General features: G+C 62.1%; 19 protein-coding genes. 9 read left to right on the forward strand and 10 right to left on the reverse strand.

The genetic code is table 11. From position 1 onward, the window contains the following. Positions 1-24 precede the first annotated feature (24 nt). Together GNZ13_RS04900 and GNZ13_RS04905 are read left to right on the forward strand one after the other, a co-directional pair. The gene (locus tag GNZ13_RS04900) at positions 25-189 is read left to right on the forward strand and encodes a rubredoxin (RefSeq protein WP_172161015.1); all 165 of its coding nucleotides are present in this window, start codon (positions 25-27) and stop codon (positions 187-189) included. Continuing rightward, positions 186-1,031 carry an enoyl-CoA hydratase/isomerase family protein gene (locus GNZ13_RS04905; RefSeq protein ID WP_172161017.1) on the forward strand — a complete coding sequence of 282 codons (846 nt, stop codon included), beginning with the start codon at positions 186-188 and terminating at the stop codon, positions 1,029-1,031. Before GNZ13_RS04900 ends, GNZ13_RS04905 begins: the two co-directional genes overlap by 4 nt. Positions 1,032-1,062: 31 nt before the next feature. Here the strand turns inward: GNZ13_RS04905 and GNZ13_RS04910 are convergent, their stop codons facing one another. From GNZ13_RS04910 to GNZ13_RS04930, 5 genes are all read right to left on the reverse strand, one after another. Beyond that, positions 1,063-2,259: an acetyl-CoA C-acetyltransferase gene (locus GNZ13_RS04910; protein ID WP_172161019.1), complete on the reverse strand. Its 1,197-nt coding sequence runs from the start codon at positions 2,257-2,259 to the stop codon at positions 1,063-1,065. 79 nt (positions 2,260-2,338) lie between these two features. Further along, positions 2,339-3,598: an acetyl-CoA hydrolase/transferase family protein gene (locus GNZ13_RS04915; protein ID WP_172161021.1), complete on the reverse strand. Its 1,260-nt coding sequence runs from the start codon at positions 3,596-3,598 to the stop codon at positions 2,339-2,341. Positions 3,599-3,640: 42 nt separating this feature from the next. Continuing rightward, positions 3,641-4,834, reverse strand: a complete 1,194-nt coding sequence (locus GNZ13_RS04920; protein ID WP_172161023.1) for a CaiB/BaiF CoA transferase family protein — start codon at positions 4,832-4,834, stop codon at positions 3,641-3,643. After that, positions 4,831-5,817 (reverse strand): NAD(P)H-dependent flavin oxidoreductase, encoded by a 987-nt coding sequence (locus GNZ13_RS04925; protein ID WP_172161025.1) that lies wholly within the window; start codon positions 5,815-5,817, stop codon positions 4,831-4,833. The genes GNZ13_RS04920 and GNZ13_RS04925 overlap by 4 nt, the downstream gene beginning before the upstream one ends. 107 nt (positions 5,818-5,924) lie before the next feature. Further along, complete coding sequence (locus GNZ13_RS04930) at positions 5,925-6,701, reverse strand: enoyl-CoA hydratase (protein WP_172161027.1); 777 nt, start codon at positions 6,699-6,701, stop codon at positions 5,925-5,927. A 238-nt stretch (positions 6,702-6,939) separates the two neighbouring features. On the opposite strand from GNZ13_RS04930, the gene GNZ13_RS04935 reads away from it, so the two are divergent. Beyond that, entirely contained in the window at positions 6,940-7,734 is a 795-nt protein-coding gene (locus GNZ13_RS04935; RefSeq protein WP_172161029.1) for a crotonase/enoyl-CoA hydratase family protein, read from the forward strand. Positions 7,735-7,770: 36 nt separating this feature from the next. Then, positions 7,771-9,012 (forward strand): CaiB/BaiF CoA transferase family protein, encoded by a 1,242-nt coding sequence (locus GNZ13_RS04940; protein ID WP_172161031.1) that lies wholly within the window; start codon positions 7,771-7,773, stop codon positions 9,010-9,012. 193 nt (positions 9,013-9,205) lie between these two features. Here GNZ13_RS04940 and GNZ13_RS04945 read toward each other — a convergent pair whose 3' ends face one another. Then, on the reverse strand, positions 9,206-9,964 hold the full coding sequence (locus GNZ13_RS04945; protein ID WP_172161033.1) for an SDR family NAD(P)-dependent oxidoreductase: 759 nt from the start codon (positions 9,962-9,964) through the stop codon (positions 9,206-9,208). A 250-nt stretch (positions 9,965-10,214) separates the two neighbouring features. On the opposite strand from GNZ13_RS04945, the gene GNZ13_RS04950 reads away from it, so the two are divergent. Then, positions 10,215-11,012, forward strand: a complete 798-nt coding sequence (locus tag GNZ13_RS04950) for an IclR family transcriptional regulator (RefSeq protein ID WP_172161035.1) — start codon at positions 10,215-10,217, stop codon at positions 11,010-11,012. 88 nt (positions 11,013-11,100) lie between these two features. Here GNZ13_RS04950 and GNZ13_RS04955 read toward each other — a convergent pair whose 3' ends face one another. Continuing rightward, entirely contained in the window at positions 11,101-12,579 is a 1,479-nt protein-coding gene (locus GNZ13_RS04955) for an MFS transporter (protein ID WP_172161037.1), read from the reverse strand. A 246-nt stretch (positions 12,580-12,825) separates the two neighbouring features. Here GNZ13_RS04955 and GNZ13_RS04960 point away from each other — a divergent pair, with 246 nt between their 5' ends. From GNZ13_RS04960 to GNZ13_RS04970, 3 genes are all read left to right on the forward strand, one after another. Then, positions 12,826-14,022, forward strand: a complete 1,197-nt coding sequence (locus tag GNZ13_RS04960) for an amidohydrolase family protein (protein WP_172161039.1) — start codon at positions 12,826-12,828, stop codon at positions 14,020-14,022. Between the two features lie 138 nt (positions 14,023-14,160). Further along, complete coding sequence (locus GNZ13_RS04965) at positions 14,161-14,955, forward strand: enoyl-CoA hydratase/isomerase family protein (protein WP_172161041.1); 795 nt, start codon at positions 14,161-14,163, stop codon at positions 14,953-14,955. A 68-nt stretch (positions 14,956-15,023) separates the two neighbouring features. Next, positions 15,024-15,719: an SDR family NAD(P)-dependent oxidoreductase gene (locus tag GNZ13_RS04970; RefSeq protein ID WP_172161042.1), complete on the forward strand. Its 696-nt coding sequence runs from the start codon at positions 15,024-15,026 to the stop codon at positions 15,717-15,719. A gap of 134 nt (positions 15,720-15,853) precedes the next feature. On the opposite strand, the gene GNZ13_RS04975 is transcribed toward GNZ13_RS04970, so the two are convergent. Continuing rightward, positions 15,854-17,005: an NADH:flavin oxidoreductase gene (locus tag GNZ13_RS04975; RefSeq protein ID WP_328807181.1), complete on the reverse strand. Its 1,152-nt coding sequence runs from the start codon at positions 17,003-17,005 to the stop codon at positions 15,854-15,856. A 116-nt stretch (positions 17,006-17,121) separates the two neighbouring features. Here GNZ13_RS04975 and GNZ13_RS04980 point away from each other — a divergent pair, with 116 nt between their 5' ends. Next, positions 17,122-17,583 carry a PaaI family thioesterase gene (locus GNZ13_RS04980; protein WP_172161044.1) on the forward strand — a complete coding sequence of 154 codons (462 nt, stop codon included), beginning with the start codon at positions 17,122-17,124 and terminating at the stop codon, positions 17,581-17,583. Positions 17,584-17,592: 9 nt separating this feature from the next. Here the strand turns inward: GNZ13_RS04980 and GNZ13_RS04985 are convergent, their stop codons facing one another. Together GNZ13_RS04985 and GNZ13_RS04990 are read right to left on the reverse strand one after the other, a co-directional pair. Next, a complete protein-coding gene (locus GNZ13_RS04985; RefSeq protein WP_172161045.1) occupies positions 17,593-18,306 on the reverse strand; it encodes a TetR/AcrR family transcriptional regulator in 714 nt (237 codons plus the stop codon). A gap of 106 nt (positions 18,307-18,412) precedes the next feature. Next, positions 18,413-19,777: a hypothetical protein gene (locus tag GNZ13_RS04990; protein ID WP_172161046.1), complete on the reverse strand. Its 1,365-nt coding sequence runs from the start codon at positions 19,775-19,777 to the stop codon at positions 18,413-18,415. Positions 19,778-19,791: the final 14 nt, after the last annotated feature.

Raw genomic sequence — 19,791 nt, forward strand, 5'->3', positions numbered from 1 at the left:
CTGAATACATACCGAACGACGACGATGAAACAATGGCAATGCATCTTCTGTGGTTTTTTCTACGACGAAGCCGTTGGACTTCCGGCTGAGGGTTTTCTACCCGGCACGCGTTGGGCAGACATTCCCGACAACTGGGCCTGCCCGGAATGCGGGGCGGCGAAGGCGGACTTTGTGATGATTGAAGTGTGACGCTCGCCGCCGTTCACTACGTTTGCGTGGACAACGTCGCCACGATCACGATCGACAACCCGCCGGTCAACGCATTGAGCGTTGCAGTGCGATCCGGTTTGTTACGCGCCCTCGAGCAGGCGAGAGATGACGGCGACGCGAGAGCGGTCATCCTTAACGGGAGGGGCAAAGGCTTTTGCGCGGGCGGCGATATCGGCGAATTTGGCACACCTGCAGCTGCCGCGCCGCCCGGACTGTCGATGCACGTTCACCCGTTCATCGAGTCGATGAACAAGCCGGTCATTGCAGCCATCCATGGCCTGGCGGTGGGCGGCGGTCTGGAAACGGCACTGGTTTGCCACTATCGAGTCGCCGAAGTGGATGCGCGGATAGGACTTCCCGAAGTCGCACTGGCGACCATCCCGCCATCGGGCACGCAACGCATGCCGCGCGTTGTGGGGCTTGCGCGGGCCATCGACATGATTCTGGCGGCGCGGCTGGAACCGGCATCGTCGTTTGCGGGGACCGCGCTATTCGATCGTATCGTCGAGACTGGGCAGTCTTTAGATTCCGCGATGCAGATGGCGCATGCGCTTGTCGAGCGCAACGACCTGTCACTGCCTTTGATCCGGCACTTCGCTATTACCTCTCGTCATGCAACCCAGATTCTTGAGGACGCGCGCGCGGGACTGGCGAACAAGCCCACTACGCACGCGGCCATGCAAGCACTGGAGGCGATCGCCGCCTCGGTCGAATGCGGCGACTTCGACGCTGGTATGCGCAGGGCGCGACTCATTTACGATACCTTGATGGCGTCCGACGAAGTGCATATTCAGCGCGAGCGATTTTTCAAGCGACGATGAAGCCGATCGCCGTCCTGGCGGCGCACGTCGCTCAAGCCCGCTCGAATAGCGCGGCCAGTCCCTGGCCGCCGCCGATGCACATCGCCTCTAGACCATAACGGCCCTTGCGCCGCTGCAATTCGAAGAGCAGGGTGGTCATCATGCGAACACCGGTAGCGCCGATCGGATGACCCAGCGAGATGCCGGAGCCGTTGACGTTCAGCCGCTCCGGATCGTTCCATCCCCATCCCTTGAGTACCGCCAGCACCTGGCAGGCGAATGCTTCATTCAGTTCGACAAGATCCATCTGATCGATCGACAACCCGGTGCGTGCCATCAGTTTCTGCACGGCAGGCACCGGGCCGATTCCCATGCGCGACGGCTCGCAACCCGCTGCGGCCCAGCCGGTCAGATACGCCATCGGTTCCAGACCAAGTGCTTCGAGCTCGTCTTCCGCGACGACAAGGCAGGCCGCTGCCGCATCGTTTTGCTGGCTGGAATTGCCTGCCGTCACTGTGCCACCCGGGATCAATGCGCGCAGCTTGCCGAGGCTCTCCATGCTGCCGTCTTCGCGAAAGCCTTCGTCCTGGGCAAAGACAAGGGGCGCGCCTTTCTTCTGCGGCACGCTGACGGCCACAGTTTCATCGGCCATGCGGCCTGATGACCAGGCGGCAGCCGCGCGACGATGGCTGCGCACCGCATATTCATCTGCCTCTTCGCGACTGATGTGGAAGTCGCTGGCAAGGTTTTCAGCCGTTTCTATCATGCCCGAGATGCGGCCAAAGCGCTCCTCCGGCTGCGAGCGCTCGCGCCCACGCGCGAGCCGGTCGTAAAACTGCACCGAACCCGCCCGCGCGCCCCATCGCATGTCCGTGCTGTAGTACTCGATGTTGCTCATGCTCTCGACGCCGCCCGCCAGCACGACATCGGCGACGCCGGTCTGGACCATCATGGCAGCGGTCGCAAGCGCCTGAAGTCCACTGCCGCAGCGCCGGTCAAGCTGCATGCCTGGCACTTCGACCGGCAGTCCGGCCTGCAACACGATCCAGCGTCCAACGCAGGGCGTTTCGCTGTTCGCATACGACTGCGCGAAAACCACGTCGTCAATCCGCACGGGATTGAGCCCCGTGCGCTTCAGGACCTCTCTGGCAACCAGTGCGCCGAGTTCTTCGACCGGCACGCTGCGCAGACTGCCGCCAAAGGTGCCGACCGGCGTGCGTACGGGAGAGACGATCGCTGCGCGTTTCATATGCGTTCCTTCAATTGGCGTGGAAGAGGCGGGCGGCGGTACGGTGTCGTGCCGCCGGCAATGGGTTGTCCAGATTGCGTCAACCGGTTCCGCCGGCGGAGCGTTCAAATGCCGCTCGGTAGTCGGGGTGGGCGATTGCCAGCAGACGCTCGCGTCGCTGTTTCAGGGTGAGTCCGCGCAGGTCCGCGACGCCGTATTCGGTGACGATGACACCGGCATCGCTGCGCGGCGTGCTGACCGGGCCGCTGAGCGTCGCGACAATGCGGCTCGCCCCCTTGCCCGCGGTCGAAGGCATCGCAACCACCGGCAGACCACCTTTGGCGCGCCGTGCGCCACGCAGGAAGTCGAGTGCCCCGCCCACTGCGCCGACGTAGCTGCCGTTGGCCACTTCCGCGTTGATCTGTCCGCTCAGGTCGACTTCGAGCGCGGAATTGAGGGCGACAAAACGGTCGATCCGGGCCAGCACGTCTGGATCGTGCGTGTAGCTTGTCGAGCGAAACTGCACGGCCTGATTGCGATGTGCGAAGTCGTGAATGCGGCGGCTGCCCATCATGACGCCGGCAATCGTCAGCCCCGTGTCGACGTTTTTTCGTGCGTTGTTGATGACGCCCGCGTCCATCAGATCGGCGACCTTGTCTCCGATCGCACCCGAGTGGACTCCCAGGTTGCGCCTGTCCGACAGGCGCGCAAGGATGGCTTCAGGAATCGCGCCGAGGCCGAACTGGAGCGTCGAGCCGTCTTCGATCAGACCGGCGACATGGCTGGCGATCGCCAGTTCGAGGTTGCCGGTTTTGCTGGGCGCGTTTTCGAGTGGGGCGCGCGAGGTCGGCAGAATGAAATCGAGGTCGGCGTCGCGCAAATAGCGCTCGCCATACGTCCACGGCGCCTGCTCGTTGACTTCGGCAACGATGACGCGGGCTGTGTCCAGCGCCGAAACCAGGTACTCATGTGCGATCGACAGGCTGTAGCGACCCTCCCGATCCGGTGGCGCGAGCTGCAGCAGCAGCACGTCGATCTTGAGCGCGCCCGCGCGCATCATCTGTGGAAACTGCGAATAGTGGCACGGCAGCACATCGAGTGCGCCGGCGCGCGCCAGTGCGCGATTGGCGCCAGTGCCGCAGTAGGAAACGAAGTCGATGCAGTCGGCGTGTTCGGGCTGGCACGTATCAGTGGCGCTCGCGCCCAGAAACACGCGGAACCGGCCGATCTGGTGCCGCTGCGCGATGAGCGCCTGAGTCAGCGGCACCGGCTCCGCATTCGCCTGCCCCCACATGACGTTCTCACCAGCACGGACGATGGACGCAAAGTCTATGGAGCCGGGTTGCAGGAGTGTGGGCATGAGCCTGAGGGGAGGCGAAGGGGAGGGTTCGGCGTCTTTTGATCAGGACGCTGGCGAGGGCATGACGCTGTGTCTTCGCGGCGCATTCTGCGTGCGGATGACGCCGGCAGCATCGAGCGCGGCGATGTGTTCAGCGGCGTAGCCGAGCGTATCGAGAATCTCCGCTGTGTGCTCGCCAATGGCCGGGATCGACAGGATGGGTTGCGCCGGTTCGCGCTGGAAACGGATCGCGCTGCCGACATGCTGGCGGCCGGCCGCGTCGGCGCTGACCATCTGACGGGCCTGCGTGTGTGGGTGAGCGAGCGCTTCACGTAGTGACAGCACCGGCGCGACACTGACGCGGCGGCCTTCGAACCACGCGAGCCATTCGCTCAGCGTGCGTGTCAGGAAGGTCGCGGTGAGGAAGGCGCGCAGCTCGGCCTGCGCTGCGCCGGCTGGTCCCACGGCGACGTCAATCAGATCCGGTCGGCCTAACGGCGTTAGCAGATTCGTCGCAAAGTCGAGCTCGCGGCCACCGAGACAAAGCCATTGCGAATCGGCCGTCTGGTACGCAGCGAGCAGAGCGATTGCGTTGCCGCCGTGCGCAGTAGCGACGATGTCGCCTGCTACAGGGTTCAGCGCGTGGCTAGTCAGATGCGGTTGTACCGTTAGCGCTGCGTCGTACAGCGAAATATCGAGGAAGTCTCCCTCGCCCGTTTCGCGTGCGTGCAACAGCGCCATCAATACCGCGGACAACGCCGTCAACGAGCCCGCCAGCGCGGCAAGGGAGGCGCCCGATGTCACCGGAGCGCCGCGCTCGTCGCGTGGCAAGGTTCCCGCCATGGCCTGGATGACGGGATCGTGCGCGGGCACCTGTGACAGTGGGCCGGTCTGGCCGAAGGCGGTCAGCGAACAGTAAACGAGCCTGGCATGGGTGCGGCTCACCGTGTCGTAATCGATGCCCAGGCGCGCCGCCACACCGGGCCGCGACGACTCGATCACGATGTCGGCCGCGTCGATCAGTTTCCGTGCGATCGCGAGACCATCGGGGTGTTTCAGATCCAGTGCAATGCTGCGCTTGCCGCGATTGAGCGCTACAAAGAACTCGCTATCCGACTCGAGCGGGCCGCGTGCCGCATCGCCCGACAGCGGTTCGACCTTGATGACGTCGGCACCGTGATCGGCGAGATTCGACGCAAGCATCGGTCCGGGCATGAACTGCGACAGATCGACCACGCGAACGCCCGAAAGCTTCATGCGGCAGGCACCTTGAACGTGAGGCCCCGTGCCGCGATTTCGGCCGCCTGCTGCAGGATTCGCGCGATCAGTTCGGCGCAGGTCGGCAGATCGTGTATCAGGCCTGTCACCATCCCGGCCGGAAAAGCCCCGCCTTCGACATCGCCACTCGCGAATGCGTCCATCCAGCGGCTGGCACCGGTCAGCGCGTACAGGTCAGCGGCAGTGGCGCCGCCCGCACGTTCCAGCTCGATTGCCGCGAGGCTGACGGTATTTTTGATCACGCGGCTCGAATCGCCGAGCGTGCGTCCGACCAGCAACGTATCGCGTTCGGTGGCTTCCAGCAGGCGTTGTTTGATTGCGGGGTGCACGCGCGACTCCTGCGTGAGCATGAAGCGCGTGCCCATATTGATGCCGTCCGCGCCGAGCGCGAGCGCGGCCATCAGGCCGCGGCCATCCGCGAAGCCGCCTGAGGCGAGCAACGGAATTTTCAGCTTGTCTGCAGCGGCGGGGATCAGGATCAGCCCCGGAATATCGTCTTCGCCCGGATGCCCCGCACATTCGAACCCGTCGATGCTCACGGCGTCCGCGCCGAGCGCTTCCGCTTTCAGAGCATGCCGCACAGCGACGCATTTGTGGATCACCTTGACGCCGTTTGCCTTGAGCGTTTCGATGTACTTCGCGGGATTGCTGCCGGCGGTTTCGACCACGGGCACACCCCGCTCGATGATGGTGCGCACGTAGCCCTCGTAGTCGAGCCCGGCGTTACTGCCGAGCAGCGTCAGGTTGACGCCGAACGGTTTGTCGCTGAGCGCGCGCACCTGGTCGATCTCGCGCGCCAGTGCATCGGCGCTTGCATGGGTGTGCGCGGAGATGAATCCTAGTCCGCCCGCATTACCGACCGCCGCCGCGAGTTCCGCGCGAGCGACCCAGCGCATACCGCCCTGGATGATCGGGTAATCGATGCCGAGCAATTCGGTGATGCGATTCTTTTGAGGGTTCATGATCGGATGTGAAGCCGTGTGGGCGAATGACAGGTTGAAAAGAATCCATCGAGTGCGTGCACTTCAACTGATACACGCGACTGCGAATTCACGTGTGCCTACGGCGCTCAGCAATGGCGAAACACCGGCTTGCGCTTTTCGGCGAATGCGGCCATGCCTTCCTTGCGGTCTTCGGTGGCGAACGTCGCATAGGCCATGCGCCGTTCGAACAGGATGCCTTCGGCAAGACTGGACTCGTAGGCGCGATTGACGCACTCCTTCGCAATCGCAACGATGGGTTGTGAGAATCCGGCGATGGCGTCCGCCGTTTTCAGCGCTTCGTCCAGCAATTCGCCGAGCGGTACGACGCGGCTCACCAGTCCGCAGCGTTCGGCTTCAATAGCGTCCATCTTGCGGCCGGTGAGAATCATCTCCATGGCCTTTGATTTGCCGAGCGCGCGCGTGAGACGTTGCGTTCCGCCGGCGCCGGGGATGGTGGCAAGCGTGATTTCGGGCAGCGCAAAGCGGGCGTTGTCGGCAGCGAGTATGAAGTCGCACATCATGGCCAGTTCGCACCCGCCCCCCAGCGCGAGGCCAGATACGGCGGCGATCACCGGCTTGCGGCAGCGCGCCGTGCGCTCCCAGTTGGACGTGATGAACTGTCGCTTGAACACGTCCATGTAAGTCCAATCGCCCATCATCTTGATGTCGGCGCCGGCGGCAAACGCTTTCTCGTTTCCTGTCAGCACGATTGCGCCGATCGCTTCGTCAGTTTCGAAACTGTCGAGCGCGGTAGTCAGTTCGTCCATCAACAGGTTGTTGAGTGCGTTGTACGCCTGCGGTCGGTTAAGCTTGATAAGGCCGGTCCTGCCGCGCGTTTCGACGATGATCGTTTCGTATGCCATGAGTTTCCTCGCATGAATGCGGACGAACACGTATGCCATCTTTCCGCCGCTGGAACAGTGCAAGCACTCGCCATTCGCGGCCGCTTCCGGCGCTGCATCGCAGCACGAATCGGGATGAATCGGTGCGTTGCAGGGTTGCTCGTATTTTGAACGGTGTTTATAATTGTGAATGCGCGACGGGGCTTTGTCAATTGGGCTTCGGGCCGGCGCTTCATGAAAAGAGGCAAGGAGGCAGAGCATGACCACACGCCATGAGGACGGGCAGATTCGCGTCGAACAGCGCGGCCACATTCTCTTGATCGGCATCGACCGTCCGGAAAAGCGCAACGGCTTTACCCCCCAAATGTTCGAGGAACTGGCGAGGGCGTATACGCGTCTCGAAGCGAGCCCGGATATCTTCTGCGGGCTGCTTTACGCGGAGGGCGATCACTTTACCGCGGGCCTCGACATGCCCAAGATCGTGCCGTTGCGCCGCGCAGGCAAGCCGTTGCTGCCAGTGGGCGAAGTCGACCCGTTCAATCTGCGAGAGCCGTTGCGCAAGAAGCCGGTTGTGATCGCGCTGAAGGGCATCAGCTTTACGGTGGCAGTCGAACTGATGCTGGCGTCCGAGGTGGCGGTGGCCGCCGACAATTGCCGCTTCTCGCAGATGGAGGTCAAGCGCGGCATCATGGCAGGCTGCGGCGCGACCATCCGGATGGTGGAGCGCGCGGGGTGGGGTAACGCGATGAAGATTCTGCTCACCGGTGACGAATTCACGGCGCAGGAAGCGTATCGCATGAATTTCGTGCAGGAAGTCGTGCCGGCGGGCGAAGAGTTCGGGCGCGCGCTGGAGATCGCGGAGCGCATTGCCGCCCAGGCTCCGCTGGCCGTGCAGGCTACTATGGCCAATGCGCGCGTGTCGCTGGGGTCGGGCTGGCAGGAAGCCTATTCGAAAATCCAGTCTGCCCAGCAGGTGCTGTACAACACGGAAGATGCCAAAGAGGGCGTGCAGTCGTTTATCGAAAAGCGCACCGCGAAATTCATTGGGCAATAACCCGGCAGCAAATCAATTCAACGGAAACGGTTCGATATGACGAAAGGTGCGTTGTCCGGGATCCGCGTGCTCGATCTGAGCCGCATTCTCGCAGGGCCGTGGGGCGCGCAGATGCTGGCCGATCTGGGGGCGGAAGTGATCAAGGTCGAACGGCCGGGCAAGGGCGACGACTCGCGCCAGTTTGGCCCGCCGTTCCTGAAGGACCGCGATGGCAACGACACGCGCGAATCGACATTCTTTATCAGCGCGAATCGGGGCAAGAAGTCGATTACCTGTGATATCGCGACGCCCGACGGGCAGGCGTTGATCCGCTCGCTCGCCGCGAAATGCGACGTGCTGCTGGAAAACTACAAGGTCGGGGACCTGAAGCGATATGGCCTGGATTACGCGAGCCTCAATCTCGTCAATCCGCGTCTCGTCTATTGCTCGATCACGGGTTTCGGGCAGACCGGGCCGTATAGTCCGCGACCCGGCTACGATTCGATTTTCCAGGCCATGGGTGGCCTCATGAGTATCACGGGAAATGGCGACGACATGCCAGGCGGCGGCCCGATGAAGACTGGCCCAAGCCTCGCGGATATTCTGTGCGGGCAGTATGCGGTATCGGCGATTGTGGCGGCGCTCTACCATCGCGACGCCGGGGGCGAGCAGGGCGGCGAAGGGCAGTACATCGACCTCTCGCTGCTGGATTCGATGATTGCCGCCACCTCGCACTATGCCAGCCAGTACCTGGTGTCCGGCGAGGTGCCGGTGCGGCGCGGCACCGAGGGCAACGGCGGCATGCCGTCGCGGATGTTCCGGTGCGCGGATCGCGACATCATGATCGTCGCCGGTAACAATGAACAGTATGCGCGCCTGTGCCAAGTGCTAAAGCATCCGGAACTTGCAACGGACCCGCGCTTTAGCGAGATCGCACTGCGGGTCAGGAACCGCCGGGCGCTCGGGGACGTGTTCGAGCCGCTGATCGTGCAGTGGCAGAGCGACGAGTTGCTGCTTGCACTCGACGCCGCGGGCGTTCCGGCCGGTCCAATCAACAACCTTGAGCAGGTGTTCGCCGATCCGCATGTTCAGGCGCGCGGCATGTGCGTGGAGGTTGCGCATCCGCTGTCGAATGATGCAGTGCGCATGGTCGCTAACCCGGTGAAGATGTCGGGGACACCGATCGAGTCGTACACCCGGCCACCGATGCTCGGCGAGCATACCGAAGGCGTGCTGCGCGATCTGCTGGACATGTCGGGCGCGGAAATCGACGCGTTGCGTGCGCGCAAGGTTATTTAAACCTGGCGGCTGAACAACGCAGCGCAAAAAATGGCCCTGACTTCGTGTGAAGTAGCCAGGGCCAAACTTCATCGCACTCTCGCGAAGTTCGATGGAGGAGAAAGCTGTTTCGCTGCCCACGGGCGTGGGCTGCCTACAGTTTGAAAGCGATTTCCGGATCGTTGAAAAACCGGTGTCATTGGCTTGCGCATCGTTAGAGCATAGTCTGTCCACCATCGACATTGATGGTCTGTCCGGTTACATAACCCGCGCTCTCACTGCATAAGAATGCAACTACGCGTCCAATATCCTTCTGCGGATCGCCGAAACGGCCAAGCGGAATCTCGGACAGATAGCGCGTGCGTTCAGTGGGATTCGCATCCAGATATGCGTCGGCCGCAGGCGTGAGGGCCGCGGGACACACCACGTTGACGGTGACGCCGTAAGGGCCCCATTCGCGCGCGGCGACTCGCGACAGGCCGCGAATGCCCTCCTTGGCGGCGGCGTACGGACCGAATCCCTGCGTGCCCTCGATGCCCGTGCGCGACGCGAAATTGATGATCCTGCCACTGCGCTGCTGCTTCATGTGCGGCCAGGCGGCCTGCATGAAATAGAACGTGCCGTAGAGGCCCGATTCGAGCGTTTCGCACCAGTTTTCATCGGTGACCGCTTCCAGCGACACGCCCGGCGTGCTGCTTTGTGCATTGTTCACAAGGGCATCGATGCGCCCGAAATGCTCGATGGCGAGGGCGACTGTCTTGTCGGCATCAGCGCGCCTGCGCGTATTGCCCGGCACCACAAGCACCTGAACGCCATACTCCTCCAGTGCCGTTTCGGCCTTGCGCAGCTTGGCTTCGGTGCGCCCGGTCAGGACAAGGTTCGCGCCCTCGCTGGCCAACGCATTCGCAATACCGAGCCCTAATCCTTGCCCGCCGCCGGTCACGATGGCAACCCGATCCTTTAGTGCGTTCATGAATAAACTCCTTCGTAAAACAACGATGGGTGACGCGCTCACGATGCAGACCAAACCGGCTGACGACACTGAGCGGTATCGTAGTGGGCATATTTTGGAACGTTGTTCAATTATATTGCAGATGACCTACCGGATGGACTTGGCGTTATCCCGGATCCGCCAAGAATAAGTGTGCTAAACCGGCGACCAACGTGAGACTATGTGAATGGTTCATTTATAATGAGTCGAATCGAAATGGAAGGGGAGTGATATGTCGAAAGAAATCCTGGCTTCGGCAGACAAGGATGTCACCGGACCGCGTTCGCTGACTCGTCTGCTCGGGCTGTTCGATGTGTTGGCGAAAGCGCCGGACGGGATGTCGCTTGCAGAATTGAACATCGCGCTGGAGTCGCCCAAGAGCAGCTTGCTGAACCTGTTGCGGCCCCTTGTGGCGGAAGGCTTCCTGATGCACGACGTTGGCCGGTACCGGTTGGGACCGGCCATTTTCCGGCTATCGGCAAATGTAATGGCAGTATGGAATTTTTCGAAGATGCTACGTCCGTTTCTGCTCGAACTGTCGGAGCGTACCCACGAGACGGTCTATATCGGTGTGCTCGATGTGGAGCATAAGGTCATTACGTACGTCGACGTCATCGAAAGTGCGCAGTCCGTTCGATATTCGATGATTGTCGGGATGCGTCGGCCGCTGTATTGCACCGCTGCCGGGCGCGTTCTGCTCGCTTACGCGCCGGAAGCGTTTCTTGCCGAATACCTGCGGACTGTCAAACTCGAGCGCCATACGGAGCAAACCACAGTCAACAAGAAAGCCCTGCGCGAGGAGCTGCAAAACATCGTCGAGACCGGTTTGTCGGTCAGCCGCGGTGAACTGCTGCCCGACTCGGCCGGTCTGTCGGCGCCCATTTTTGGACCCAATGGCGAAGTGATCGCGGCCATGGCAGTCGGTGCGCCGCTGGAGCGGTTCGATCGCGAACGGGAGCACCTCGAGGAACACATCCTTGCCGTCGCCCAGCGGGCGTCGGCGTTGAGCAAAGTAAGCGAAGAGGAGTAAGCCTGGCGAAGCGCGCCACGGCGCGCAACATGTCAGCCGAAAAAAAACGGCGGCGCCGGTCGGCGCCGCTTATCGTCACCGCGTGCAGTCACCGCGTGCGTGCCGGGCCGCTCAATCCTGCGCCTTCCAGAACGCTGGGCCGGTGGCCCGGGCCGCGCTGCTTCGGCAACGCGTACGCAATAACGAGCCCCGCCAGCGCACTGCCGGCGACATATCCGAACACCGCAACATAGCTTTGCCCCGCAGGAAAGGACGCGCCGCCCTCGCTCACGGAGGCGCCTTGCAACAGCGTGAACACTGCTTGTGCCCCAACCGCGAAGAAGCACGAAAAAAACACGTAGAGCAGGCCAGTCGCCTCGCCGGTCTGTTCCGCGGGGGTCGCTTCGATAATCAGGTTGTAGACAGCCGTCTGCGCGAAGGCCAGGCCGAACGAGCAGAGCATCGCGCCTGGAACGAATAGCAACATACTGCGATGAAGCAGAATCAGCGATGCCCACGTGAGCACCAACATGCTCATGCCGATCAGCGCCGCCTGTCGCGCCGCGTAGCGTGCAGCAACCCGCCCGCTCCAGGGGCTGGCAAGCGTTGCGCCGATGTTAATCGTGAACATCAGCAAGCCTGCCTGGGTTGCCGTCAGTCCGAAGCCTGCGCGCGTCCACACCGGCTGTTGCAACAGGAGCGAGAACACTTGCCCGAGCTGCATTGCGCCGATCGCGATGCACATCATGCAGGCGTTCGCGAGGATCACCTGACGTTTCGCCAGCAAGCGTATGTTGATAAGCGGATCCGCCGCGTTGCGCTGGTGCCTCGACCAGAGCCATAGCGTCACCACACCGGCTGCCAGCAGGCCCCCGGTGCGGGCATCCCGCAGGCCCCACGCGTGGATTTGTTGGACCGCGAAGAGGATCGCGCACAACGCCGGCGCGAAGGCGAGGCCTCGCACGAAATCGATTCGTGCGTCTGACCTGCGATGCGATTTTGGCACGCAGAGGCGCACCGCCGCGATTGTCATTACGCACAGCACCACCTTCAGCCAGAAACCGCCTTGCCATGAGTAGCGATCTATCACGACACCTGCGCCGATGTAGACCAATCCAGCCGAGACCATTCCTGCCGCGGTGATGAGTCCGACTGCCGAAGGGATCTGCCGCGCGGGCAGATTTTCGCGGACAAGTCCCATCGAAAGTGGCGTGATGCCCGATGCGACCGACTGCATCACGCAGCCCGCGATCAGTACGGCGAGGTTGGCCGCGCAGGCCGCCACTGCGCCTCCCACAGCAGCGATCACCAGCACGATCAGCAGCACTCTCCGGTAGCCGAGCAGATCCCCCAGCCGTCCACAGATGGCCGCAAAGACTGCCGCGCCAAGCCAGTAGGCGGTGACCGTCCAGCCTACCGCGGCTGAGCCGGGAAAGACCCTGTAAAGCGTCACGAGCATCGTGTAGATCACGGTGATGCCGGACGACGCCGCCACGGCCGACATCAGCACCGCAAGCAGGAACCAGCGGCGTGGCCTCCCAACGAGCGGTTCACGCGAAGAGGATTGCGGCGGTGTATCAGCCTGCATGGGATGTCTCCTTTCCATCGGGTTTTGCCTATCGTCTCATAGTTGAACGGTATGCGTATAGTTGTTATTTGTGTCGAGTTGGCGGTACGCCAGCGCGGTTGTTTTCGCCGATATCAATCCGGTATCGCGACTTCTGGTTTCGATATGGCGGTTTGAAGGTCAACTGCGCGCGCCGATACTTCGATATCAAGAGGCGCCGCCCTTGTCGCTCGCTTCATAGTCGCTTCAAAAACAGGAGACTTTTTCATGTCGACTTACCAAGGAAAAATCTACGACGCCGACACGCACTTCTACGAAGTGGAGGACGCGTTCAGCCGCTACCTGCCCGAGAAGTTCAAGAAAGACTGGGGGTTCACCAGCCGGGTCACCGAAGAGGGTAACCGCTGCATGTACGTCGGCGATCGCAAGGTGGAGATCAGCGAAGGCTACACATCGGCAGAGGGACTGGTGCCGCCGCCGGGCAAACTGCACGAATGGCTGCGGGCGATGAAGGACGGCAAAAACAACGTCGAAATGCGGGTTCCTCCCACCCCGGACATGTTCAACCGCGACGCGCGTCTGCAAAAGATGGATGAGTTCGGCGTTGAGGCATGCACGATGTACATTGGCGAAATGGTCGCTTGCATCTCCTATCTGAACGAACCCATTGCGGCAAACGCCGTGCTGCACGCCTACAACCGCTGGATGCTCGACGATTGGACCTTCAACTATAAAGATCGCATTTACAGCACGCCGGTCGTCACGCTCGACGATCTCGACTCCGCGGTCGCCGAAGCGAAGTGGCTGGTGGCGAATGGCGTGCGCGTGATCCTGATGCCGATGGGTCCGTTCAATGGCCGCGCACCGGCCGACCCGTATTTCGATCCGTACTGGTCGATTCTCAACGAAGCGGGCGTGCGCGTTACCTTCCACGTTTCCGAAGCGATCTACATGAAGGACCACATGGCCGTGTGGGGCGAACCAGTTCAGCAGTCGCGCCAGCGCCAGACCGCTTTTGTGTGGATGCATGGTTACGGCGAACGTCCCGTGACCGAAACGCTATCGTCGTTTATCTTCTACAATTTCTTCGAGCGTTTTCCGAACGTCAAACTGTGCAGCGCGGAAAATGGCGCGGAGTGGGTGCCGTCCATGCTGGTCAAGATGGACAAGTGCCGGGGCATGTCGAAAAACGGCTACTGGCCGTGCGGTCAGCTGAAGAGCCGGCCGAGCCAGATTTTCAAGGAAAATGTCTTCGTGGTAGCGTATCCGGAAGACGACCTCGCACAGATCGTCGCGCAGACCGGGTCGGCGGACTTTCTGCTCATGGGCTCTGACTATCCGCACGCAGAAGGTGTACCTGAGCCGCGAGATTTCGCAACGGAAGCGTGTGAGCCGTTGTCTGCCGAGGACACCCAGAAAATCATGTACGACAACGGTCGCCGCTTCATGCCTGCCGGGGCGTAACGGGTCAAGCGTGCCAAGATCCGCGGCGCACATGCTGCGTGGCTCGTGCGCTGCATTGACTGATCGAATGACTATGCGAGCGTGAGCGGGAGAGGCTGCAATGTCCCGCGCGCTTGCGCCAACGTGGACAAGCTAGCCATGAATTTACTGGACTATCAGGCGTTGTTGCTGGAGCGCGACGGCGGCATTCTCACCGTTACCCTCAACCGGCCCGATACGTTGAATGCGTTCGACGAACAGATGGACATCGAGATATCGCGGCTCTTCGCCGATGTCGCGGAGGATCCCGATACCCGGGTCGTCGTGCTCACTGGAGCAGGTCGAGCATTCAGCGCCGGCGGCAATATCGAGCACATGCAACAGGTGATCGACGATCAATCGCAGTTTCTCGCCGGCATGCAGCGCGCGAAGAAAATCATCTTCTCGATGCTCGACTGTCCGAAACCCATCATCGCGAAGATCAATGGTCATGCCGTCGGACTCGGGGCGACGATCGCGCTCTTCTGCGATTTGAGTTACGCGGCAAACCACGCGAAGATCGGCGATCCCCATGTGAAGATGGGTTTCGTCGCGGGTGACGGCGGGGCGGTGATCTGGCCGCAACTGATCGGTTATGCGAAGGCCAAGGAATACCTGCTGACCGGCGATCTGCTCGGCGCGCAAGAAGCAGCCCGCCTCGGGCTGATCAACTATGCCGTTCCCGCCGACGAGCTCGATGCGGTCGTTGCTGCAATGGCGAAGCGCCTCGCGACGGGCGCGTCACAGGCTATCCAGTGGACCAAGACCTCGATCAACATCGGTTTGAAGCAACTGGCGCATTCGATACTGGATGCGTCCATCGCCTATGAGGCGCTATCCAATCAGACCGAGGATCATCAGGAAGCGGTGAATGCGTTTCGCGAGAAGCGCGATCCGATTTTCAAGGGCCGCTAAGCCGCGTCCGTCTGGCTGCGACGTGGGTCATCCTGTCACGCTCAGCCTTTGAAACAGGAGTGTTTTACATGCAACGGGTAGTCGCGATTACGGGTGGCTTCGGCACGCTCGGACGGGCGGTCGGCAACGCATTCACCGCCGACGGCTGGAAGGCTGCATTGCTGGACCGGGCACCGGCGCCTGACGCTCCAACCCCGGAACAGCAGGACGCGCAATTCCGGCTAGGCGGAGTCGATCTGACCGATCTGGGCAGCGCGCGAACGGCCATGTCCTCGGTTGCCGGGCGTCTTGGGCCGTTGAATGCGCTGATCAACGTGGCCGGCGGCTTTCGCTGGGAAACCCTGGCGGATAGCGATCTCGAGACGTGGGATCTGATGTATCAGATGAACGTCCGCACGGCGGCGACAGCTTCCCGGGCGGCGCTGGACCAGTTCGGCGACGGGCCGGAAGGGGGGCGCATCGTCAATATCGGTGCAGGCGCGGCGCTGCGTGCCGGCGCGGGGATGGGCGCCTATGCGGCCTCGAAGGCGGGCGTGCTGCGTCTCACGGAAGCGCTTGCCGATGAACTTAAGGATCGCGGCATTACGGTCAATGCGATTCTGCCGGGCATCATCGACACGCCGCAGAATCGCAAGGACATGCCCGATGCGGATTTTTCGCGCTGGGTGCAGCCTGCTGACATTGCGGCGGTTATTCTCTTCCTCGCTTCTCGTGCCGCCATGGCCGTGACAGGTGCATCGATTCCGGTCACAGGCCGGCTATAGATTGGAGCGCAGACGGGACGCTGCCCGTTCGCCCAGTGATGCGTCGTCCGCAGCGGTGTTGCGGTCCGGTGTTCTGAACCGGCATGGCCCTCCCGGTCCCCTTGGTGCGCCGGATCGAACGAGGGCCGCACACCTCAGGTCAGGCGCGTCAGGGAATCCGTGCTAAAGCCGAGGAATGGTTCACCCAGACGTGCGCGTCGAGCCCAGTGCGCATCGTGCAACAGCGACCGTCCCACCCCGATCAGATCGAACTCGTTGCGCAGGAAACGCTCGAGCAAGGGCGTGAGGTCGGGCTGTGCCACGGTCTCCGACCCGGCCATCGAGTCATAGAAGCCCTTGTTGATGCCGATGCCGCCGACGGTCATCGACAGCTTGCCCGTCACCTTCTTTGCCCAGCCTGCGAGATTCATGTCCGAGCCTTCGAACTCTGCGCGATTGAAATACCGCGTGCTCGCCTCGAAGATATCGACGCCGGCCTCGGCCAGCGGCGCGAGAGTCTGTTCGAGTTCAGCGGATGTGTTCGCAAGACGTGCCTTGAAGTCCTGCTGCTTCCACTGCGAAAAACGGAAGCTGATGGGCATGGCGTCACCAATCTCCGCGCGGATCTCGCGAACCACCTCCGCGGCGAATCGGCTCCTGGCAGTGCGATCCTTACCCCAGATGTCGATGCGTTGATTGGTCTCGCTCCACAGAAACGAATCGATCAGGTAGCCGTGGCCGCCATGAATGGCAATTCCGTCGAATCCGGCTGCCTTTGCGTAGGACGCGCTGCGGCGATAGGCTGCGATGACATCGGCGATTTCTTCATCAGTCATCGCGCGGGTGGGGGCGCTCACGCGCGCCAAATAGCCGGCGTCCAGCGAGTTCAGACGGCCCGTCGGGCCCCACAGTCCGGACGGACGCATCGGCGGCGCAGCGGGGACGGGACCGGTATTGGCTTCCTTCATTGGGCCCATGTGCCACAACTGCGGGAAAATCACGCCGCCGCTCGCGTGGACCGCATCGGTAACACACCGCCACGCTTCGACCGACTCGGCTCCCGCCAGCATTGGAATTGAGTTCTCTCCCAGACCCGCTTCGCCGAGTGCGGATGGATGATCGATGCCCACACCTTCAGTGATGATGAGTCCGGTCTCGCCTTCGGCGCGCCGCTGGTAGTACGACGCGACATCCGGCCCTGGCCTTCCTTCTGGAGAGAAGCCACGCGTCATCGGCGACATAACGATGCGGTTTGCCAGCGTAATGCCGCGAACCGGCAGAGGCGTAAAAAGCGGCGCTGTGATCACCTTTGTCTCCGTGCGCATAGTTGACTTGTGTGCGAATAATGATACGCTATATTTTTGCCGCGAGAAAGCGTCTCCCCCATGCCCGGGGCGAACGGCGCGCAAGGAGGACTTCGTTGATGCAAACCCCTATCTCTGCCGTCGCCCAGGGCGTGCCGGATGACGGCGATGTGATTCCCGAGGGCTTCGAATTGATGCCGGCGTTCGGGCCGTTCCACGAAATGGTTGGCCCGACCTGGTACAGAAAAAGCGAGCGCGGACAGGTGGTTGGGATGAGGGTGCGCGAGCAGCATCGCAACCTGGGGCAGATGATGCATGGCGGGGTGGTCTGCATGCTGGCGGACACCGCCATTACGTGGGCAAGCAAGCACTCGCGCAAGCCTGCGCTAAAGGTCTTGACTACCAGTTTGACGGTCAATTTTCTGGGCAATGCCCAGCCGGGCGACTGGGTCGAGGCCCATGTGGATGTGCTTCGAGCCGGTAAACGTGTGGTGTTTTCCGATTGTCTGATCTGGGCGAACGGCCAACGTATCGCGCAGGCATCGGCTCAGTTTCAGGTAATGGGCCAGATGGACGCATAGAAGGGGGCGCTAAGTTTGCGGTGTGTCCTGGTGGTCAGGCGCCTTGTACCCCCAGGCCGAGAGCAGCAACTGCTGAATGTGTGTGGCACGCTGCTGGCGTTGCGCAGGCGTGGTCGGAATGCCCATTAGCACTTCCGAGCTGCCGGCAACGAGCGTCAGCAGGTCGCGGGCGGCCTGCGGCGCGTCGGACACGCTGATCGTTCCGCCTTGGGCGGCAGAGGCGATGAAGTTCGCTACCGGCTCCAGCATCGCGTTCACGTATTGAAGGAATCCCTTTGCCACATCCGGAAAGCGATGCGATTCCCCGACACTGACACGGGTGATTTCGATCGTGTCCGTGGACGCCATATGGTCAGTCAGAGTGCGCAAAAGGACCAGCAGCGTCTTCGAGAAGTCGCGACGCGGCTTCAATAGTTGTTCGATCCTGCCACGCAGATCCTCCATGCCGTGCCAGATAGCGGCTCGAAACAGGTCTTCCTTGGTGCCGTACTGCCGGTAGACGGTCGTCTTGCTGATTCCCGCACGTGCAGCGATCTCTTCGACTCTGGCTCCGCCGAATCCTTCCGCCCGAAAAGCCTGGGTGGCTGCGTTCAGGAGCCTTTCGCGCAATTCGGCGGCGGCGTCCTGCGTGGGCCGCCCCGCCGCGCGCGGTGCGGCTGCGACTGTCGCAGCGGCGTCAGCGGAAGCGGAGCGCGAAGCTCGAAGTGCCGAGGACTTGACCATGGGCAGAGAGAGAGCAAGGGTAAAGTGGCAGTGTACTCACGTCCCTGTCCATCCGCCAGTAGCACGGACGTGCGCCTATTCGGGCGTGATGCGGCGCTCATCGGCTTCAGACGTCGATCATGCCGCGCACATAAGACTCCATCGTACCCGCGCACGACAGCTTGTCCTCGCCTTCCTCGAGATCCGCATAGCGGCCGACCTGCCGGACGAGCGGCCCCTCCAGACCATCCGTCGGCTCCTCGGGCGAGAAATCGATTGTCACCTTGTCACCGGTGATGAAGCCGCCCCAGTACCCTTCGGCGAGCAGGTCGAAGAACGCGAAGCGGCCTTCGACGATGCCTTTCCCGCTGGCGGGGTTCAGCAGTTTTTCGCCTGCCTTGTCCAGCACGAACGGCACGATCCACGGACAGATCGCGTAGCCTTGCGCCGCGTCCGACCACGGGCCGGTACCGATCATTTCCGACATGCCGTAGCTATTCTGGACGTTCGCGGGCTCGATGCCATAGAAGCCGATGATCTGCTCGCGGAAATCGGCGGGTGCCTGGCTGCCTTTCAATCCGCCGCCTGTGGTGATGACCGTCTCGGGATGACAGATGCGATCCGCGACGCCACGCCGGCGTGCGTGCTCGACCAGCGTCCAGTGCAGCGACCAGTTGCCTTGCACGAGTACAGGTACGTCACGGTGGGCGAGTAGTTTGTCCAGAAAGCGGTCGATCATCGCGCCCGTGTGCCGCTGACGCGACACTGCCTGCTCCTGGAAGGCGGCTATTTCACTCGGCTTTGCGCTGCCGTCCGCAAGCGCGCGACGCATACGGCCCATGGCGATCGTCGCGGAAGCCAGCGCCGGCTCGTCGAACATCAGCGTGCTTTCGCCACCGAGCTGCGTGGCGGCGCTCAGGACTGGCCCGATATGACGATGGGCTCCGCCTGGCGGCATCATCAGAAACACCGGTCGCTTGCCGAAATCCCGTTTGATCAGCTTGTTGCCATACACCCCGAGTTTCACGCACGACGCCGTCACGTGGTCAAGGTCGGCGCGCGTCTGGTTGATGAAGCTGCATTTGCCGGAGGTGCCGCTTGAACTGAACACGTGGTGCCCGGCGCCGCGCAGGCGATCCATCCATGCGTCGACGTTGTCGACGCCGTCGACATCGACCTCGGTCACCGGTCTGCTCGTCAGCGTTTGCAGCCACGTATTCAGATGCTTCCAGCGGCCGTTTTCCACGAACTGCTCGGGATAGCTCTTGTAAATCTGGTGCGCGAAAAGCAGCGGCACCACGTCGGTTTCGTTGCGGATTTCGTCGATGCCTGTGTCGGCAGCACGACGGCCCAGCAGCTTGATCTGTTCACGGCGTTGAGCGAAACGCTCCTGCATCGCCGTCAGTTGGAGCGCGCACAAATTGTCGGGATGACGGCGAAACGGATCGCCGTCCTGTTCGAGCAGGTCGTAAAAGAGGTTGAGCGTCGACATGGTGTCTCCAGCGG

Origin of the sequence: Paraburkholderia elongata, from assembly GCF_013177735.1 — a bacterium.
Taxonomy (GTDB): Bacteria; Pseudomonadota; Gammaproteobacteria; order Burkholderiales; family Burkholderiaceae; genus Paraburkholderia; species Paraburkholderia elongata.

Coding starts and splice junctions, on each gene's coding strand:
- GNZ13_RS04945 (WP_172161033.1), bottom strand. CDS start 9,964: ATGAACGCACTAAAGGATCGGGTTGCCATCGTGACCGGCGGCGGGCAA.
- GNZ13_RS04955 (WP_172161037.1), bottom strand. CDS start 12,579: ATGCAGGCTGATACACCGCCGCAATCCTCTTCGCGTGAACCGCTCGTT.
- GNZ13_RS04900 (WP_172161015.1), top strand. CDS start 25: ATGAAACAATGGCAATGCATCTTCTGTGGTTTTTTCTACGACGAAGCC.
- GNZ13_RS04920 (WP_172161023.1), bottom strand. CDS start 4,834: ATGAAGCTTTCGGGCGTTCGCGTGGTCGATCTGTCGCAGTTCATGCCC.
- GNZ13_RS04985 (WP_172161045.1), bottom strand. CDS start 18,306: ATGGTCAAGTCCTCGGCACTTCGAGCTTCGCGCTCCGCTTCCGCTGAC.
- GNZ13_RS04950 (WP_172161035.1), top strand. CDS start 10,215: ATGTCGAAAGAAATCCTGGCTTCGGCAGACAAGGATGTCACCGGACCG.
- GNZ13_RS04965 (WP_172161041.1), top strand. CDS start 14,161: ATGAATTTACTGGACTATCAGGCGTTGTTGCTGGAGCGCGACGGCGGC.
- GNZ13_RS04935 (WP_172161029.1), top strand. CDS start 6,940: ATGACCACACGCCATGAGGACGGGCAGATTCGCGTCGAACAGCGCGGC.
- GNZ13_RS04915 (WP_172161021.1), bottom strand. CDS start 3,598: ATGCCCACACTCCTGCAACCCGGCTCCATAGACTTTGCGTCCATCGTC.
- GNZ13_RS04940 (WP_172161031.1), top strand. CDS start 7,771: ATGACGAAAGGTGCGTTGTCCGGGATCCGCGTGCTCGATCTGAGCCGC.
- GNZ13_RS04960 (WP_172161039.1), top strand. CDS start 12,826: ATGTCGACTTACCAAGGAAAAATCTACGACGCCGACACGCACTTCTAC.
- GNZ13_RS04980 (WP_172161044.1), top strand. CDS start 17,122: ATGCAAACCCCTATCTCTGCCGTCGCCCAGGGCGTGCCGGATGACGGC.
- GNZ13_RS04910 (WP_172161019.1), bottom strand. CDS start 2,259: ATGAAACGCGCAGCGATCGTCTCTCCCGTACGCACGCCGGTCGGCACC.
- GNZ13_RS04970 (WP_172161042.1), top strand. CDS start 15,024: ATGCAACGGGTAGTCGCGATTACGGGTGGCTTCGGCACGCTCGGACGG.
- GNZ13_RS04925 (WP_172161025.1), bottom strand. CDS start 5,817: ATGAACCCTCAAAAGAATCGCATCACCGAATTGCTCGGCATCGATTAC.
- GNZ13_RS04990 (WP_172161046.1), bottom strand. CDS start 19,777: ATGTCGACGCTCAACCTCTTTTACGACCTGCTCGAACAGGACGGCGAT.
- GNZ13_RS04930 (WP_172161027.1), bottom strand. CDS start 6,701: ATGGCATACGAAACGATCATCGTCGAAACGCGCGGCAGGACCGGCCTT.